Here is an 18,045-nt window from a genome sequence, read left to right as displayed (position 1 = left end):
TAAATATTTAGGCTTACCTTAACGTTTTAGGGTAAGCCTTTTGTGTTTTTAAGAGAGAGCTTTAGCATTTTTAAGAATTAGCTTTAGCATTTTAAATATGACAGCGTTCTGAGTTTCGTTAAACCTTTACGACGAAATGCCAAATTTATAGGTCAGTTATTCGGGAATTATCAGGAGAATATTAGAAAGTCATGAGAGATTATTAGCAAGTTATGCGGGAATATAGAGAAATCATCCGTAGATTTTATTTGAACGGTACTGATTTCTTGTTTTAAAAACAAAAAAACACGAAAAAAAGTGAATATTATTTCTTAGTCGTACTTTATTTACCTTTGTGACGTTTTTCATCGCAATAATACTGAAACACCTATCTAAAACCCCCATTAATCAACCTACCTTTTATAACGGATTTTCACTTTAAGTTATTGTTAATTAATTGTTATTTGTTTTCTGTTAACTAAATTCAACATCAATAAACCAAACCTAATAGCCTAAATAAACCTGTTTATTGTGTGTGTATTTTTCATTTAGCATAAATTAATGCATTTAAAATATGACTTTTTTTAAATTTTTTGTAAAAAAAACCTTCTTTTTTTACAAATAAGTGTTGAAAACAGTTTTTGCTGCCCCCACTAATTGTTCATCGAAAGATTAAACCATATTTTTTTTATTAGTATTCGGAGATTCCTAAAGATGGGCAAAATAATTGGTATTGACCTAGGGACAACAAACTCTTGTGTTGCTGTACTAGATGGCGACAAAGTTCGCGTAATTGAAAATGCAGAAGGCGATCGTACAACTCCTTCTATTGTTGCTTACACAGAAGAAGGCGAAATTTTAGTAGGTCAGCCTGCTAAGCGTCAATCTGTTACAAACCCTAAAAACACATTATTCGCTATTAAGCGTTTAATCGGTCGTCGTTTTGAAGATAAAGAAGTTCAACGTGACATCGACATCATGCCTTTTGGCATTGTAAAAGCTGACAATGGTGATGCTTGGGTTACAGCGCGTGATAAAAACGTTGCTCCACCACAAGTTTCTGCTGAAGTTTTAAAGAAAATGAAAAAAACTGCAGAAGATTACCTAGGTGAAGAAGTTACAGAAGCAGTAATTACTGTTCCTGCATACTTTAACGATTCACAACGTCAAGCAACTAAAGATGCTGGTCGTATCGCTGGTTTAGAAGTTAAGCGTATTATCAACGAACCAACTGCTGCTGCACTTGCTTACGGCATGGACAAGCAAGAAGGCGATAAAGTTGTAGCTGTTTACGATTTAGGTGGTGGTACATTCGATATCTCAATTATTGAAATTGATGAAGTTGAAGGCGAGCACACATTTGAAGTATTAGCGACTAACGGTGATACACATTTAGGTGGTGAAGATTTTGATAACCGTCTAATCAACTACCTAGTAGCTGAATTCAAGAAAGATTCAGGTATGGATTTAACAAAAGATCCACTAGCTATGCAACGTCTTAAAGAAGGCGCAGAAAAAGCTAAGTGTGAACTTTCTTCAGCACAACAAACTGATGTTAACTTACCTTACATCACTGCTGACGCTTCTGGTCCTAAGCACATGAACATCAAAGTTACTCGTGCTAAGTTAGAATCTTTAGTTGAAGACATGGTTAAAGCAACACTAGAACCTCTTAAGCAAGCGCTTAAAGATGCTGACTTATCAATTAGTGATGTTAACGACGTAATTTTAGTGGGTGGTCAAACACGTATGCCACTAGTTCAAAAAACAGTAACTGAGTTTTTTGGCAAAGAACCTCGTAAAGATGTTAACCCTGATGAAGCAGTAGCCGCTGGAGCAGCGATTCAAGGTGGTGTTTTATCTGGTGATGTAACTGACGTTCTTTTATTAGACGTTACGCCATTATCATTAGGTATTGAGACTATGGGTGGTGTGATGACTAAAGTTATCGACAAAAACACAACTATCCCGACTAAACAATCTCAAACATTCTCAACAGCTGATGATAATCAAGCTGCGGTAACTGTACATGTTGTTCAAGGTGAGCGTAAGCAAGCTGCTGCTAACAAATCTTTAGGTCAATTTAACCTTGAAGGTATTGATGCTGCACCACGTGGTACGCCACAAATCGAAGTTACTTTCGATATCGATGCTGATGGTATTTTACATGTTACAGCTAAAGATAAGAACACAGGTAAAGAGCAGAAAATCACAATCAAAGCTTCTTCTGGTTTATCAGATGAAGAAGTAGATCAAATGGTTCGTGACGCAGAAGCTAACGCTGATGAAGATGCTAAATTTGAAGAATTAGTTCAAGTTCGTAACCAAGCAGACGGTATGGTTCATGCTACTCGTACTCAAATTACTGAAGCAGGTGATGATTTACCAGCTGAAGATAAAGAGAAAATCGAAACTGCATTAACTGAACTTGAAACAGCTATCAAAGGCGACAGCAAAGAAGAGATTGAAGCGAAGCAACAAGCTGCAATCGAAGCTTCAGCTAAGCTAATGGAAATTGCTCAAGCTAAGTCACAAGCTGCAGGCGGCGAAGCTCCTGAAGCAACTGATGCTAACCAAGCTGGTGGCGATGATGTTGTTGACGCTGAGTTTGAAGAAGTTAAAGAAGACAAATAAGTTGATTGATTCAGCTGTCGCTGTTTCATTCTAATTTCTTTGTCGAAGGTACTCACTTAGTAAACTAAGCTCTGTGCCTTCTCCTCGAACTTAAAAGAAACAGCTTAATCTGAATTATCAACAGTATTGTTGAACTTTACTAAATTATAAAGCGCCGACATATCGGCGCTTTGTTATGTTAACCGTTTAATATTAATTCTAATTTTCTTAGCCGAATTTAATCAAAAGGGTACAACGACCCGTTTTATCTTTATAGATAAAAGTTGTTAAGAAAATTGGTATTAACTACAAAGTAAGTAAAAGAATTCACTATGTCAAAACGCGATTACTATGAAGTATTAGGTGTATCAAAAGATGCAGCTGAAAGAGATATTAAAAAAGCTTATAAACGCTTAGCTATGAAACTTCACCCTGATAGAAACCAAGGTGATAAAGGCAAAGAAGAAGAGTTTAAAGAAGTTAAAGAAGCTTATGAAATATTAAACGACGATCAAAAGCGTGCAGCTTACGACCAATACGGTCATGCAGCTTTTGAACAAGGCGGTCACGGCGGCGGAGGCCATGGTGGTTTCGGCGGCGGATTTGGCGGTGGTCAAGATTTCGGCGATATTTTTGGTGATATTTTTGGTGGCGGCCGTGGCGGCGGACGTCAACAACGTCAGCAACGTGGTTCAGATTTACGTTACAACTTAGATCTAACACTTGAAGAAGCTGTTAAAGGTAAAACGTTAGAAATTAAAGTACCAACGTATGTTGCATGTGATCCATGTGACGGAAGTGGTGCTAAGAAAGGTACTAGCGCTAAAACGTGTTCGACTTGTCATGGACATGGTCAAGTACAAATGCGTCAAGGTTTATTTGCTGTTCAGCAAGCTTGTCCTACGTGTAATGGTCAAGGTAAAGTTATTTCAGATCCTTGTACTTCATGTCGTGGTCAAGGTCGTGTACAGAAGAACAAAACATTGTCTGTGAAAATTCCTCCAGGAGTTGATACGGGCGATCGCATTCGCTTAACTGGTGAAGGTGAAGCTGGCGAGAATGGAGCACCAGCAGGTGACTTATACGTTCAAGCAAATGTTAAAGCGCATAAGATCTTTGAACGTGATGAGAACGACTTATACTGCGAAATGCCTATTAGTTTCACAACTGCTGCATTAGGTGGAGAAATTGAAGTACCTACACTTGCAGGCAAAGTTAAGCTGAAAATACCTAAAGAAACACAAACAGGTAAAATGTTCCGCTTACGTGGCAAAGGTGTTAAATCTGTACGTAGCCATGTAACAGGCGACTTAATGTGTAAAGTTGTACTAGAAACACCTGTTAGCCTTTCTGGTGACCAAGCTGACTTGTTAAGACAGCTTGAAACTAAGATGGGCACTCACAGCAAACATAGTCCTAAAGAAACTGGTTTTTTTAATAGCGTAAAAAGCTTCTTTGACGATTTAAAAAGCTAGTTTTACTTAGCGAATAGCTTAGATTTAGTGTTCATCTTGAGTGCAAAAGCTTAAGGTTAACCAATAAAAATCCCACTAACTTTAACAAGTTAGTGGGATTTTTTTATGAGGGTTTTTCTGTCCTATGAAATATTGAAAAGGACTTTAATCCGTTTGGTATAAGGTTAACTAGCTCTTACTTTTCTTACAAACAGCATAGCTAAAGTAAATAATAAGAAGAATGTTGATTGGCTACCACCATGCACAACTATCTCTTCAATATATACTTGGTCGTATTCTGCACTTTCTAAAGGTAATGCATATAACGCGTTGTTGTCGTCAGAGCTATATGTTGCCACAATCTCTGTATATCCCACTTCGTATATATCAATAAGTACATCGTAGTTTTGTGTATTGTAGCCTTCAGCTAAGGTGGTGATTACTTCGAATTGATCGTCAGGGTTGTTACCACTAATTAAAAAGTCGTCAGTGCTGTAATAATGTTCCCAATTAACACCATCAGTGCTTAGGTATAGCTCAGCGTAAATAACGCTTTCTTCATCGCCGTTCGGATTGTAAACATCTACATCAAAAACAACACCAAAGGTTCTGTAATAACCGTCACCGTCTATATCATCTTCAAGGAAAGTGGTTGCATCATAAATATTAAATTCAGGTACATAATAACGTGCGGTGCCTGGTGCTAAGCTTTTTTCAAAGCCTTTAGCGCTTTTATCTGTTATCACTATTTGCTTATCAGCGATAACTTGTTCTCGGGTTTGTCTTTTTGCTTTACCAATAATTTGGTCGTAAACACCTGAGTTACTGTTTTGAGCGATAACTAAATTACGTGTTTGATCGTCAATAAAGTCTTTTTTACCACCATAAGAAACACTGGCTTGGCTGTTTAATTCACTTGCAGACACGTTACTAATAGATAAACCTATAAAGCTTAATACAACCAATAAGAAGGCAATACCTTTAATTGTATTCACGCGCTTTATACGCTGTTGCTGCCTAGAAATTGCTGCTTTGTTTTCTGTCATTGAGTGATTATTCATAATAAACATCCTTAATTTATTTAAAGCTCGTATTCTTGATTGCTACGTAAATGCTAAAAGCCGTTTAAAACTTTTAACCTAAGCTCAGAACTCTTGATGATGCTATTAAAACCCATTCAATCTGAACACAAGCTGAACATTGTGATGTTAGGTTTTATTTCATACCTATTAAGATGAATGTGTTTTTATAATTTATTAATTTACAGTAGGTTATATAACTGAAAGAGAGGCTTTGTTTGAAATGTATTGCTATAATTAATCTGTTAAGTTGTATTTCTCGTTCAGGCTTTGTTCAGTTAAATGAAGCTAATATGGCAGCATATAAATGAGAAAGGTAAGTTATTACTTTTTATCTAAGCCTTAGGTTTATTTAGAAAGAGCATTCTTTTACACTGTGCGTAACAGCATTAATTTTCTTTATATCATCAACTAAAACTTTCTTAATATTTTGAGGGTTGTAATGAAAAACATACTAGCCATTTTATTGGTTATATCTATTACTTTATTGTCTTCTTCTCCTGTGTTCGCACGAGGTGGAGAATTTGTACCTTTGTTAAAAGGTAATGGCACGGCGTCTAAGCAAAATAAAGTTCAAAATTCTAGCCAAGCTGCCCGTATTGTTAAAGAAAGGGTAGGCGGTAAAATATTGAAAGTTAAACATAATGGGCGTTCAGGCTATAAAGTCAAAGTGATCAAAGATAATGGTCACATTATTAATGTTACCGTAGATGCTAAATCAGGCAAGGTGAATTGATATGCGTTTACTCTTAGTAGAAGACGATATAGAACTACAAACCAATTTAAAAAAACAACTCGTGCTTGAAAACTATTCTGTCGATGTTGCCAGCGATGGTGAGTCAGGTTTATTTCAAGGTATGGAACATCCATACGACGCTGCAATTATTGATATTGGTTTACCTATTATTGACGGTATAAGCGTAATTAAAACCTTAAGAGATAAGCAATTTACTTTCCCTATTATTGTTTTAACTGCGCGCGATAGCTGGCAAGACAAAGTCGCTGGTTTAGATGCTGGCGCAGACGATTATATGACTAAACCGTTTCAACCTGAAGAATTAGCGGCGCGTTTAAATGCATTGATTAGACGTTCAGTTGGTCAAGCAAGCCCAGTGATTGAAAATGGTCCTATTAGTATCAACACTAAAAGCATGTCGGTCGCTGTAGATGGGATTGATGTTAGTTTAAGTAGCTACGAATATAAGCTGCTTGAATACCTTATGCTGCATATTAATGAAGTAAAATCTAAGTCGGTATTAACTGAGCATATTTATGATCAAGACTTTGATTTAGATTCTAATGTGATTGAAGTATTTATTAGACGATTACGTAAAAAATTAGATCCTGACAGCCAACATGGTTTTATTGAAACCTTACGTGGCCAAGGTTATAAAATGAAACAGTTTAGTTAAGCATTTGAAAAAAACTCATTCGCTAACGCACTGGATAACTCAATCACTTAAAGCGCGCCTAATGTTAAGCGCAATGTTTATGGTGATGGTTATGCTACCTATTATTGGCATAACCTTAAGTAATGCTTTTAACGAGCAATTACAAAGTGCTTTAGAGAATGAGTTAAGAGCTTACAGTTTTTCAATTTTCTCGGTCGCAGAAGTTGAGAACAACCAGTTACTCATGCCAGAGCAACTATTAGAAAATCAATTCAATGTTATTCAGTCAGGTCTTTACGCCGAAATCACCACAATAAAACCTGTTTTTGCTGAAAACCAAGTCATTCAATATCCTTTAGACTTAAGTACTTTGTGGCAGTCAACATCATTAATGGGCGTTGATTTAACTAAAGACTTACCTTCGCCTAAAATTGGTGAGTCTTTATTTACTGAAGTCATGATAGAAGACAAACCTCATATGGTTTACAGCATTAGTGTGAGCTTTGGCGAGTCGGAAGCCTCATTTCCTGTAACCTTGCATATTTTTAAAGATGAAGCTGAATTTTTAGCTATTACCAATGGCTTTAAACAACAGCTTTGGATATGGCTAGTGCTACTGATCGTTGTGTTTATTATTGCGCAATTTATATGGTTGAAATGGACTTTAAAGCCGTTAAACACCTTAACCCTTGAACTAGAGAATGTTGAGCAGGGCAAGCAGAATTCGTTAGAGCAAACTTATCCTATCGAGCTTGAGCAGGTAACCACGCAACTGAATACGTTACTGAGTACAGAGCAAAATCAGCGTAAACGTTATCGCAATGCTTTGTCAGATCTAGCTCATAGTTTAAAAACACCTTTAGCTGTTATTCAAAGCCAACCCGCTTTAGCACAAGACACAAAAGAGCAAATTACCAATATTAGTAACATGGTTGAGCATCAACTTAAACGCGCTCAAAGTGCTGGCGAATCGTCTTGGCATTTAGGTGTTTCAATTGAAGAAACCGCTAATAAGCTCGTTAATACCTTAAATAAAATTTACAGAGATAAGCTACTTAAGCTTTCTGTTAACATTCAAGAAAAAGCCTTATTCAAAGGTGATGAAGCCGATTTAATGGAAATACTAGGTAACTTGCTCGACAACGCTTGTAAGGCGGCTAAGTCGAAAATTGATTTTAGCGTAAGTTTTAATGCTGACAGCTTACGTATTGCTATTGCTGACGATGGGCAGGGTATTGAGGAGTCGCAAAGAAAAGCTATTTTAGAACGCGGTACTCGTGCTGATACTTACAAAAAAGGTCACGGTATTGGTTTAGCTATTGTTAGAGATTTAGTCAGTAGTTATAACGGCGAGCTTACTATTAAAAACTCATCAAGTTTAGGCGGTGCGCTTTTTGTGCTTACGTTTAACTTAGGTAAAATTAAAACACTCCCCCAGACTTGATCTAATCACCACCTGATTTTTTAGACGGTTATCGAAAAACTGAATATAAAAATCAATCTAAACATGAAATAATTTTATGTTATTAAATTTACTTTTTTGTATGCGGTTCTGTTCTTTTAGAAATAAATATGATTGAACCAGGGGCAGAGTAGTTAGTGTTGACGTGTATCATAATTATATTATTACTTGGTGATAGTTTAATATGCGAACCTGGAAAATAAAACGAATTTGTAATGTTTTTTATTTTAGGAGTTTCAGAATATACTTTTCGTGATGCCCCCGCCATATATAATGTGTTATGAGTTATGTCTAAAGAAAATATTGAGCCCGTATTGTTAAATAATGCTCCCCAATGTGCACCTGCTGTTTGTTGAATTTTATTAAGTTTATCATCTGATACATCATATACGATAACCCCCCCTTGATTACCTGCAACAAAAAGTGTGTTCCCATCAGGAGAAAATATCATTTGTTTAATATCTGCTGATGTTTTCCAGCTTCCACGATTATTGTACGTAGAATAGTCTGAATCGAGTATTTTTACTTTGTACGAGGTTGATAGATTAGCAAGTATGACGCGAGTGCTATCTGTTCCAACATAAGCTATTTTTTTACTGTCTTTTGACAGGACGATACCATGGTTTCCATTTGTTTGTAATTCAGTGAAAAATTTAGGGAAAGGTGATAATTTAAATATAGTAATATAGTCGCAGTTATTATTGTTAATACAACCTGAAGCGAACAATAATTTGTTATCAGTTGATAAAGCAAGGGAACCATTGCCAATTAATTGAATAGTTTCTTTAAATACAATATTATTAAAATTTGAAATATCATAAACCAATAATCTCCCACCTGTTGTAACAAATAATTGCTTTTCATCTTCTGTCACGGCGAAGTCTAGTATGCTGGAACCTGTAGTAAAGTTAATCAACGTTTTCAAAAATATGGGGTTGTTAATGTCAGATATATCAATAGCATCAAGTGTGTAGGTGTCTTTCGAGGAGTCTCTTAGGTTGTCTCTATCTTGGTGCCTATCAACAAATAATACTACATTGTTTTTGGGCAATAAGAGAGGTTCTCCCTGTATGAAATCAATACCAGTATAGGTACTAATCACCTTGAAATGTTTGTTGGTAACTTTAGTTGGCTCAATTTCAGCATCGTTGGCTTGAGCCGAAGAAAATGAAGCTAAACTCATAAAAAACAGTGTAGAGGCTAGTGCGAAAAACAGAGCAGAAAATAAAAAACGATGAGTAAGATTTTTAATCACCTTAAATTCCTTTTAAATGGTGTGTAAAATATAACACTACATTAACACTTTTTAATTAAAATGGAATGTTTTGTTTATATTCTAAACACCTCTATATTTTTCATGAATTAATACCCAAAGGTTAGTGATATAAAATTAAGATCTTATTTGTAACTATCTAATCGAAACCTGTTTGTTTTTATTATTTTTTTACAAAGGAATATATCTGGTATTTCAAAGTTACTTTAATTTTTAGTGATTGTTATTGACACTACCTATCAATGTGAATGTTATTGCATTCAAGTTAAATTTGTTTAATATTTGTTAATAAGTTGTAACTTGGTAAGTGGAATTAATTACGCTTTTAGATAAAAGCTCACGGAAGATAAATGTTTATAACAACTACTCTATACATTAAGAGAAGTGCTTTTTTGCTTTTTTTAAATACACTCTATACAAAATACACTGCCAATGTGTATACAGTATTTTCAGTAATTCTTCTTTTTATAACAATTATACCTTCGGCTTCGGCATTTTCAGGTAGCAAAACAGACAAAGACCATCCTTTAATCTCTCGTTTTGAAGGCGCTATGTATTTTTCAAATCACAGGTTTGATTACATCCCTTCACATATATTAACCGCTCCGTATGATAAAGAGTCTCCTGAAAATAGTGTGTTAAAGGTAGCCGGTAAAGGGTCGTTTATTACTTATATGTTACCTAATTCAATGTCTTTATTTGAAATGAATGAGTCGTTTAAAAATAAATTAAACACATCAATGTTTACTGATTTTTTTGAATGTGAAAAAACAAATAAAATTAACACCTGTGGTAAAAGTATTGGTGCGTTTAGCCATAAATATGATATTGAAAATGGTTTTCAAAGTTCATGTACAAATTCAGAGGGATTATATATTGCTAGCGCTAAAGTGGTTCGAACAGATGGTAAAAATTCATATGTTTTTATTTGTGTTAACAACCGAAAAGTCAACCAAACTATTATTGAAGAAAAAGACTTTACTGCCAATAAAATTAAGGTTGCTACAGAATATTCACCTACCGATGCTTCGCTTTCAGTGCAGATAAAAAATACTCGAAAAGACATTGAAGGCGCTAAAGACCACCCATTACTTAATCGTTTTCCAAACAGTACAATAGCTGCATACAAAGAAATTGATTTTACTAAAGCTCGACTACCTATAAAAACATTTACAGCACAGCAAGCAGGTGAGTTATCTAAGGGCTACACCATTTCACCTTCAGGAAAAGTTACCTTTATACAGTACCGCGGGCAAGCAGGGCTTAGTCAATATCAAGTATATGAAAATTATATAGCAGGGTTAAAAGCCAGTAAGATAGAAATTCTGTTGGCCTGTCGAGGTAATCGAGAATGTAATACAGGAATGGAATATTTTAGCGGCATATCATCAATAGCCCCTGAATTAAAGATAGGTGATTTTTGTAAAAATATTGATGTTGCTGTTATAACCGCGAAAGTAGAAGTGTCTGCCGCACGCAATGCTTATTTATTTATTTGTATATCTAATTCACCTTATTTAACGGTTTCTCAAACCATTGTTGAAGAAAAACCTTTAAAAACGGGAGTTATACAATTATCAACTGATGAAATGGCAAGTGCAATAGCAGCAAAAGGCAAAGTGGCTTTATACGGCATTCACTTTGCCAGTAACAGCGATAAAATAATGAAAACATCGACACCAGCATTTAAACAACTCGCTAACTTATTTTCCAAACAACCTACATTAAACCTTTACGTAGTTGGTCATACCGACAGCCAAGGAGAAGAGGCTTACAACCAAAAGTTAGCCGAAAATAGAGCTAAAGCGGTGATAAAAGAATTAGTGCAACAATATAATGTTGCACCTGAAAGGCTTCAAGCAAGGGGCGTGGGCGAGTTAGTGCCTGTTTCAACAAACCAAGCAAGTGAAGGGCGTCAGCTTAACCGTAGGGTTGAGTTGGTACAAAAGTAATATTTATTAGTATATTAGACTAGGGCCTGTTGATCTTTCAGGGTTAAATTTTATTCAATTTAAAACGGATTTAATCGCGATGTGAGCTTTGTCTAATAGTTATTCTATTAAAAAAGCGAACAGCAATGAGTAAATTCGTTTTAAATGAACCCAAAGGGCAGCATGTGTTTGAAATTTATACCACGTTATCGTCTGTTCGGGTAGCCAGCTACACATCACATACTCTGTCTTGTCTAAATATCAAACACCTTGCTGTAAAAACAATCTCGAAAGATCAACAGACCCTAATAAATATAATTATTAATAGTAGTAAAAAACTCAATAGTATAAAGGACATAACCATGAGAAATTTAAGAAACATTAGAACTGACAAGCGTATTAAAGGCCAAGGTATGGTTGAATACATTATTATTGTAGCGTTAATTGCAATTTCAGCGATTGCTGCGTTTACCTTTTTTGGTGATGTCGTTCGTGGCCAAGTAGGTACTATGGCATCAGAACTAGGTGGTAAAGAAGCTACTGCATCTAGTGCTGTGGTAACAGCTAAAGCTGCTCTCGCAGACACGCAAGGAGCAACAGATTCTTCATTAGCTGATTACTCTCAAAAGCAAGGAGCTAAGAAAGCTGCTGCCGCATCTTCAAGTAACTAAGTTAGTCATAAACTTTAATTATATTAGTTAAAAATACTAGCCGTAATTTAGGAGGTGAAAGTGAATATTATTAAAAAGCAAGGTGGTTACACAATGGTATTGTTTCTTGCCTTTATTACGGCTATTACACTCAGCGGTTTTTCTTTATACGATAACGGTATTGTAGCTACAGAACGCATAAGAATACAAAACACAGCAGATGCTACAGCATATAGCACCATGACTGTGTTAACTCGAGATATGAATTTTATCGCTTACACGAATCGAGCTATGGTAGGAAACCAAGTTGCGATTGCGCAAATGGTAGGTTTAAGTTCATGGATACATATGCTTGACACCGCAGCAGATAACTTAAATACGTTAGCCCAGCTAACATACGCTTTTCCACCTGTAGGTGTGTGGTTAAATCAAGTAACAAGTGCGATTCAACAGGCGACTAGCGCAGGGAAAACAGGTATAGATTATTTCGCAGAATATTTTATTCTCGCTACTGATAATTTAAACTTTGTTTTATCTAAAGCACAAGATGGTTTTCAATTGGTTACCGCTGATATGGCTTTCGCTACTTATAATAAAGTAGCTAAAGCTAATGATAAAGATATAGAAATAGGCTTAGTTGGATCTACTCTTGCTTTTGGTTCATTGATACAAAGCTGGCAAGACGAAATTAATAATAATAATAGCACTTCAACAAAAAGTTCAAATAATGATGAACTTAACCGTTATAAAGAGTTTGCTGGTGTGGTAAATGATTCTCGCGATCCATTTAGTCGTAACAGAAGTCATGATTGGATCAAAAAAACAACGATTATTGAATTTCCAGGCTATTACACAAAAATTTCTTTAGAAAAAAAAAGGCGGTAGCGACTTTATACAAACAAGTGCAGGAAATAATGAGGTTCAGTGGCAGTGGAGTTCAATGGATACCGTAAGTTTTTGGTTACATCTAAAGTGGCAAAAGTGGGGATGGTCAGGTCCAAAGTCAAAATATTCAAGTACTGAGATACTCCCTGTAGGTTGGGGGGCTGGCCATGCATTAAATGATGATGCTAGTAGCTCTACCAACTTTAACTATAGTAGCTATAAAAATAAAGAACAATTAACTTATTATAAAGATGGATTACACGATTCATCGAATAAAAAATCTGATAATGAACATTGGGGAGATGGATCTTGGAAGAACTCTATTTCATCTAGCTTCGCTACTAGCTATGACCAAAATAATAATCTTAATAACACAGGTGGCTTATATTCATTTTATGATCTTAAAGAAGATACTAAAAAAGATACAGGTCCAAGTATTGTTGCGATGTTAACTAAACCTACGAATAAATTACGAGTGCAAGAAACTTTGGATGATGAAAGTAATACTTATAATCGCAGTGATACTATTGCCATTGAAGAGCAAGGGAGTGTAGCTGGAAATAGCTTATATGGTTTGTCAAAAGCGGAAACCTACTTTTCTAGACCAAAAGATTTATGGGCAAGAGCAGATAATATGCGTGAATATGGGAATTTATATAATCCTTTTTGGCAAACAAGATTGATAGATAATAATGCTACAGAACAGGCAACGGCAGCGGTTTTACAAGCAGTGAATTAGCTTCCTAATTTATTGAAAATATTAATTATAAATGAGAGAAAAATGAAAATATTTAGCAAAATAAGTGTTTGTGTTTTTATGTCTTTAGTGGCTCTTGGAAGTTTTAATGTTTCCGCTGACATGTCAGTGCAAGAGCTAAATGAATTTAACAAACAATACAATATTGCATTCGCACAATTTAATAATGAAAGTTCAGCGTTAACCTACATGGACAATCCTTATAATGTTTTTATAAAAAAGATTACAGGAAATAAAAGTGAGTTAAATGATGAAGAAAAATTATTTTTTGCAAAACGTGATCGTTTTAAAAAGTGTCAAAGCATACTGTCTGGTTTCATTCCAATAGCGAGCCGATCAAAGAATTTTACAGAGAATGGTGGAATGACTAAAGATGAATTTTTGGCATCTCTCTCGAAGCAATATGATTTAGATTATCCTTTTTCTGTTAAAGACAGTAAAGACAGAGATAAAGCTCACAGGCAATTATTTTTTAAAAAAGGCTGGGAATATCGAGGTAAAGGAGAAGATGGAATACGTGATTTTTTTGATACCTGTTTAAATCTTCCAGTTGAAATGTATATAAAAACATATGAATAAAGGGATTTCCAATCGATAATTTTTTGATTTCCAGCTTAAGAAAAAACTACAAATAAATATTTTAGGGATAAAAATGAAATGACTTCATTTAAACCAAGGCTAAATGGAATTTTACCAAACCGAATAGCAGTTACCTCTTGTCAAAAAGGAGCTGTATTAGCAGAGTTTATTGTGATTGTTAGTTTGGTTGTTATACCTTTGTATATTGGACTTACCTTGATTGCAAAATATACAGATAATGCCCAGAAAGTTGAACTAGCAGCTAGGTATAGCGCTTGGGAAAGAACAGTTTGGTATCAAAACTTGCCTTCATCATTAGCAGATGCTGATAATGAAATTAATACTGTGAAAAGTGCTACTGAAATAGGCTATGAACTCGAAAATAGAGTTTTTTCAAATAGGGAAGCAAGTGTTTATATTGCACAACAAAGCGATGAAGTGAATGAAAAAGGCAACTCCATGAGTAAATCGTATTGGCTTGATAACAGTGGTAAATCAATATCTATTTATAAGAGTCATCTCGAAAGTGAGGAAGGGGGAGAAAGTGACGAAAATAGTCAAGAATTTATTCAAGTAACTGATGGCCAAGAAAATAAAATGTATGGTTATACGAGCAGTATACTTGATAGCCTTTTTAGCTTTGTAGGAGGGTTAACAGGTTTTGATGTCGATATGAAAGGGGCTATGTCAACTACCGTTAATTTAACTCTAATTCAACCTGAATTTCTTAAAGAATACATTACAAGCGATATGGAGATAAGTCGTTCACAAACCATTTTAGCTGATGGTTGGAATGCCGCAGGCCCTAAACATGCAGAATTACGTGCAAAAGGTTTAGTACTTTCTTCTGTATTAGATTTTGGTGCTTTTGATACGGTTAGGAATGTTATTGGTTGGTTACCTATGGCCAAAGAAATTAAAACAGATTCATTAAAGTTTGGTCATGTAGTCATTGATGCTGTACCAGAGTCTCGATTAGAAGAGTATTAATAAAAAATAAGGATATAAAGTGAAAGGATTCATTTGTAACGTAATAATTTTTTTAGTGCTATATACCGGTAAAAGTCACGCGAAAGGTATTGATATTAATGAACTATTAGTTCCCGATTTTGTTAAAGCGCAGATCGTAACTGATAATATGAATATGAATGGAACTGATATGATAATCATTCAGTTTTATACTCTAGAGTCGTTCGAAAAAATTGAAGACTTTTATCGAAAATCAATAAAAGAAATAAAAATATCTGAAATTGGTGAATGGAAAATTATTTCATGGATGGAAGATAAAAAGCTCAATACAGTGCAAGTTGCATATAATAAACTTGAAAAAGCACATCATGGTTTTATAGCCATATCTAACCTTCCAGAAGCAATAAGTCAAAAGATTGTCCTAGGTAAAAATTTTCCATCACTAAAAAACTCTGTTTTTCAGAACGATATTAAAGCAACAGATCTTAATAAAAAATCCCGTACTATTTGGTTAAAAAATGAAAGTAGTGTGAAAGATAATATTAATTTTTATAAAAACTATTATGTTAAAAAAGGTTGGGAGGTCGAGAAAGTTTCTTTTGATGAGACAAATAGCAATGCAGCTATAATGTTAGGAAAGCGTGGAGATGAAGTTAATTTAACCGTAAGCAGAAAAAATGGACAGAGTGACATAGTTGCTGTTGTGGTAAGTAAATAATATGAAAAAAAAAGCAATTAGGTTATGGGATGGTTGAGTACATTTTAGGTGTGGCAGTACTTTCAAGTATACTTTTTGTACCTGTTGATGGTAAGTCACTCGCTTCACAGTTGGTTTATGCAGTAAAAAAAGAGCATGCAGCGTATATATCTGTTTCGTCTATGTCGAATGTAAGTGCAGTGTTATGTAGTGCAATAAAGAAAAGTAAGAGCAGTGATAAGAATAAAAAGAGTAGCTGTTAATTATTAGAATCATTATATGGAATATAAAGAACTATTATGAATAGGATTAAAAGGAATAATTTTATAAAAAGCTGGGGCTTATTGATAGTAGCTCTTGTTATATCATGTCTAGCTTTTTGGTTAGCTACAAATTACTTAACCGCTAAAGAAGGCTCTTTACGGGATAAGATTTTAAGCGAGAAAAAACAAAAGATTAGAGTTATTGTTGCGTCTAAAAATTTAATGCCAGGAGACTTTGTTAATTTAGATAATATGGCTCTTGCATTTGTTGACAATGAAAACCTTTCTGGTTTTGCTATGGGACCTGAAGATTTCGGTAAAATTGAAGGGACTATTATTGAGTATCCAATGTTTGCAGGTGAACCTTTATTATCTCATTCTATTTCAGGGCAGGGAATTGAACGTTTTTCAGATTTACTTAAAACAGATGAAAGAGCGATTACTTTGGAGATAGATAGCTTGAATTCTGCATCAGGCATGTTAGTCGCAGGAGACTTTGTTGACGGTAATCCCCCCGAAAAATAATCGAAGTCAAAAGTAGAATTTTCTCGTATGCTTAACCGCAGGAGATCATTCATGAAAAAAGCACATTTTAGTGACAGTCAAATTTTAGCCATTTTAAAGCAAGCCGAAAATGGCGTACCTATTCCCGAACTATGTCGTGAACACGGTATGAGTAACTCATCGTTTTATAAATAGCGCTCTAAGTATGGCGGCATGGATGCCTCACTTATGGCAAGAATGAAAGAGCTAGAAGATGAAAATCGGCGCTTAAAAAAGATGTATGCCGAAGAGCGTTTAAAGGCTGAAATCATTACGGAGGCCATGGCAAAAAAGTGGTAAAGGCTTCTGAGCGCAAAGCGATGGCTAAAGTAGCAATTCAAAGCCATGACGTCAGTATTAGCCAAGCATGCCGTGCATTCTTAATCAGCGAAACCTGTTATCGTTATCAGCCTAAACTTAATGACGATAATGAGCTTATCGCCGACTTGCTGTTAGGTTTAGTGCAGAATCAACGAAACTGGGGGTTTGGCTTATGCTTTTTATATTTGAGAAACGTAAAAGGCTATCACTGGAATCATAAGCGCGTTTATCGTATCTATCGTGAACTCGAACTGAATATGCGAATAAAGCCTCATAAACGGCTGAAACGTGAAGTTCCTGAGCCATTAGCAGTGCCCGAAGCGATGAATGAATGTTGGTCGATGGACTTCATGCATGACCAATTATCAGATGGAAGGAGTTGTCGCTTGTTTAATGTGATTGATGACTTTAACCGGGAAGGTTTGGCAATAGATGCTGATATATCATTGCCCGCAGAACGTGTGATCCAATCACTTGATAGGATCATCGAATGGCGTGGTAAACCTAAACGTATACGTTCTGATAACGGACCCGAATATATTAGTCATAAACTTGCAGCTTGGGCATCAAAACACGATATTGAATTATGTTTCATTCAGCCAGGCAACCCACAGCAAAATGCTTACATTGAACGTTTTAATCGAACGGTGAGATATGATTGGCTAAGCCATTATATTTATCGTGATATTGAAGAATTACAGAACAGGGCCACACAATGGTTATGGACTTATAACCATGAGCGACCTAACATGGGAATTGGTGGTATAACACCAATTCAAAAACGCAAACTAACACAGAGAAAAACGTCTACTTTTGAACTCCATTAAAAATGGGGGGATTACCATACCTCGTTTATATAATTTTTTACATTTGAATTAATACGTTCTCTTTTTTAATCCACCAATCCAATATTCACTTGTATATTGTTGAGGTGCTATTATCTAAGATTAATAAACTAGTATTTGGTTTAATTCTTGAACCATCATTATAGAATAAGCCAGTTAATTTTTTATTTAAAATCTACTATAAAAATAGTAAAGTTTATTCTATTCTCTAACCCATTTTTGATGGATATAATTAAACACTTAATACCTTTCAAACAACCTTTTCGATAGATAGAACGCCTCTATTATAAAACGCACTTCTTAACCTTAGTAACATTAGGTTACTTATGTAGAAAGCCTTTTCTGCAATTAATA

General features: G+C 35.1%; 16 protein-coding genes and 1 pseudogene. 15 read left to right on the top strand and 2 right to left on the bottom strand.

What is annotated here, in order from left to right:
* The first annotated feature begins 693 nt into the window (after nt 1-693).
* A complete protein-coding gene (gene dnaK, locus ACPUVN_RS11145) occupies nt 694-2,613 on the top strand; it encodes a molecular chaperone DnaK (RefSeq protein WP_426369111.1) in 1,920 nt (639 codons plus the stop codon).
* Nucleotides 2,614-2,924: 311 nt separating this feature from the next.
* Nucleotides 2,925-4,067, top strand: a complete 1,143-nt coding sequence (gene dnaJ / locus ACPUVN_RS11140) for a molecular chaperone DnaJ (protein ID WP_426360241.1) — start codon at nt 2,925-2,927, stop codon at nt 4,065-4,067.
* 164 nt (nt 4,068-4,231) lie between these two features.
* Here dnaJ and ACPUVN_RS11135 read toward each other — a convergent pair whose 3' ends face one another.
* Complete coding sequence (locus ACPUVN_RS11135) at nt 4,232-5,107, bottom strand: choice-of-anchor H family protein (protein WP_426360242.1); 876 nt, start codon at nt 5,105-5,107, stop codon at nt 4,232-4,234.
* A 460-nt stretch (nt 5,108-5,567) separates the two neighbouring features.
* On the opposite strand from ACPUVN_RS11135, the gene ACPUVN_RS11130 reads away from it, so the two are divergent.
* The 3 genes from ACPUVN_RS11130 (at nt 5,568) to ACPUVN_RS11120 (ending at nt 7,960) form a co-directional block, all read left to right on the top strand.
* A complete protein-coding gene (locus ACPUVN_RS11130; protein ID WP_426360243.1) occupies nt 5,568-5,861 on the top strand; it encodes a PepSY domain-containing protein in 294 nt (97 codons plus the stop codon).
* 1 nt (nt 5,862) lies between these two features.
* On the top strand, nt 5,863-6,537 hold the full coding sequence (locus ACPUVN_RS11125; RefSeq protein WP_426360244.1) for a response regulator transcription factor: 675 nt from the start codon (nt 5,863-5,865) through the stop codon (nt 6,535-6,537).
* Nucleotides 6,538-6,598: 61 nt separating this feature from the next.
* The gene (locus ACPUVN_RS11120; protein WP_426360245.1) at nt 6,599-7,960 is read left to right on the top strand and encodes an ATP-binding protein; all 1,362 of its coding nucleotides are present in this window, start codon (nt 6,599-6,601) and stop codon (nt 7,958-7,960) included.
* 88 nt (nt 7,961-8,048) lie between these two features.
* On the opposite strand, the gene ACPUVN_RS11115 is transcribed toward ACPUVN_RS11120, so the two are convergent.
* Nucleotides 8,049-9,233, bottom strand: coding sequence for a hypothetical protein (locus ACPUVN_RS11115; protein WP_426369110.1), 1,185 nt, complete (start codon nt 9,231-9,233; stop codon nt 8,049-8,051).
* Nucleotides 9,234-9,643: 410 nt separating this feature from the next.
* Here ACPUVN_RS11115 and ACPUVN_RS11110 point away from each other — a divergent pair, with 410 nt between their 5' ends.
* The 10 genes and pseudogenes from ACPUVN_RS11110 to ACPUVN_RS11065 all read left to right on the top strand — a co-directional run bounded on the left by ACPUVN_RS11110 (nt 9,644) and on the right by ACPUVN_RS11065 (nt 17,673).
* Nucleotides 9,644-11,203, top strand: coding sequence for an OmpA family protein (locus ACPUVN_RS11110; RefSeq protein ID WP_426360247.1), 1,560 nt, complete (start codon nt 9,644-9,646; stop codon nt 11,201-11,203).
* Nucleotides 11,204-11,544: 341 nt separating this feature from the next.
* The gene (locus ACPUVN_RS11105; protein WP_426369109.1) at nt 11,545-11,853 is read left to right on the top strand and encodes a pilus assembly protein; all 309 of its coding nucleotides are present in this window, start codon (nt 11,545-11,547) and stop codon (nt 11,851-11,853) included.
* Between the two features lie 60 nt (nt 11,854-11,913).
* On the top strand, nt 11,914-12,717 hold the full coding sequence (locus ACPUVN_RS11100; protein WP_426369108.1) for a hypothetical protein: 804 nt from the start codon (nt 11,914-11,916) through the stop codon (nt 12,715-12,717).
* A 55-nt stretch (nt 12,718-12,772) separates the two neighbouring features.
* Nucleotides 12,773-13,456, top strand: coding sequence for a hypothetical protein (locus tag ACPUVN_RS11095; RefSeq protein WP_426369107.1), 684 nt, complete (start codon nt 12,773-12,775; stop codon nt 13,454-13,456).
* A 42-nt stretch (nt 13,457-13,498) separates the two neighbouring features.
* Complete coding sequence (locus ACPUVN_RS11090) at nt 13,499-14,053, top strand: hypothetical protein (protein ID WP_426369106.1); 555 nt, start codon at nt 13,499-13,501, stop codon at nt 14,051-14,053.
* Nucleotides 14,054-14,131: 78 nt separating this feature from the next.
* Entirely contained in the window at nt 14,132-15,043 is a 912-nt protein-coding gene (locus tag ACPUVN_RS11085; RefSeq protein WP_426369105.1) for a hypothetical protein, read from the top strand.
* A gap of 19 nt (nt 15,044-15,062) precedes the next feature.
* Complete coding sequence (locus ACPUVN_RS11080) at nt 15,063-15,740, top strand: hypothetical protein (RefSeq protein ID WP_426369104.1); 678 nt, start codon at nt 15,063-15,065, stop codon at nt 15,738-15,740.
* Between the two features lie 29 nt (nt 15,741-15,769).
* Nucleotides 15,770-15,982, top strand: a complete 213-nt coding sequence (locus ACPUVN_RS11075; RefSeq protein WP_426369103.1) for a hypothetical protein — start codon at nt 15,770-15,772, stop codon at nt 15,980-15,982.
* 36 nt (nt 15,983-16,018) lie between these two features.
* Complete coding sequence (gene cpaB, locus ACPUVN_RS11070) at nt 16,019-16,507, top strand: Flp pilus assembly protein CpaB (RefSeq protein WP_426369102.1); 489 nt, start codon at nt 16,019-16,021, stop codon at nt 16,505-16,507.
* A gap of 51 nt (nt 16,508-16,558) precedes the next feature.
* Nucleotides 16,559-17,673, top strand: a pseudogene (locus ACPUVN_RS11065) (IS3 family transposase).
* Nucleotides 17,674-18,045: the final 372 nt, after the last annotated feature.

This window comes from Pseudocolwellia antarctica (assembly GCF_049933045.1).
Classification (GTDB): Bacteria; Pseudomonadota; Gammaproteobacteria; order Enterobacterales; family Alteromonadaceae; genus Pseudocolwellia.
Note: the sequence above shows the minus strand (reverse complement) of the source record. Positions and strands in the feature narration are given on the sequence as shown.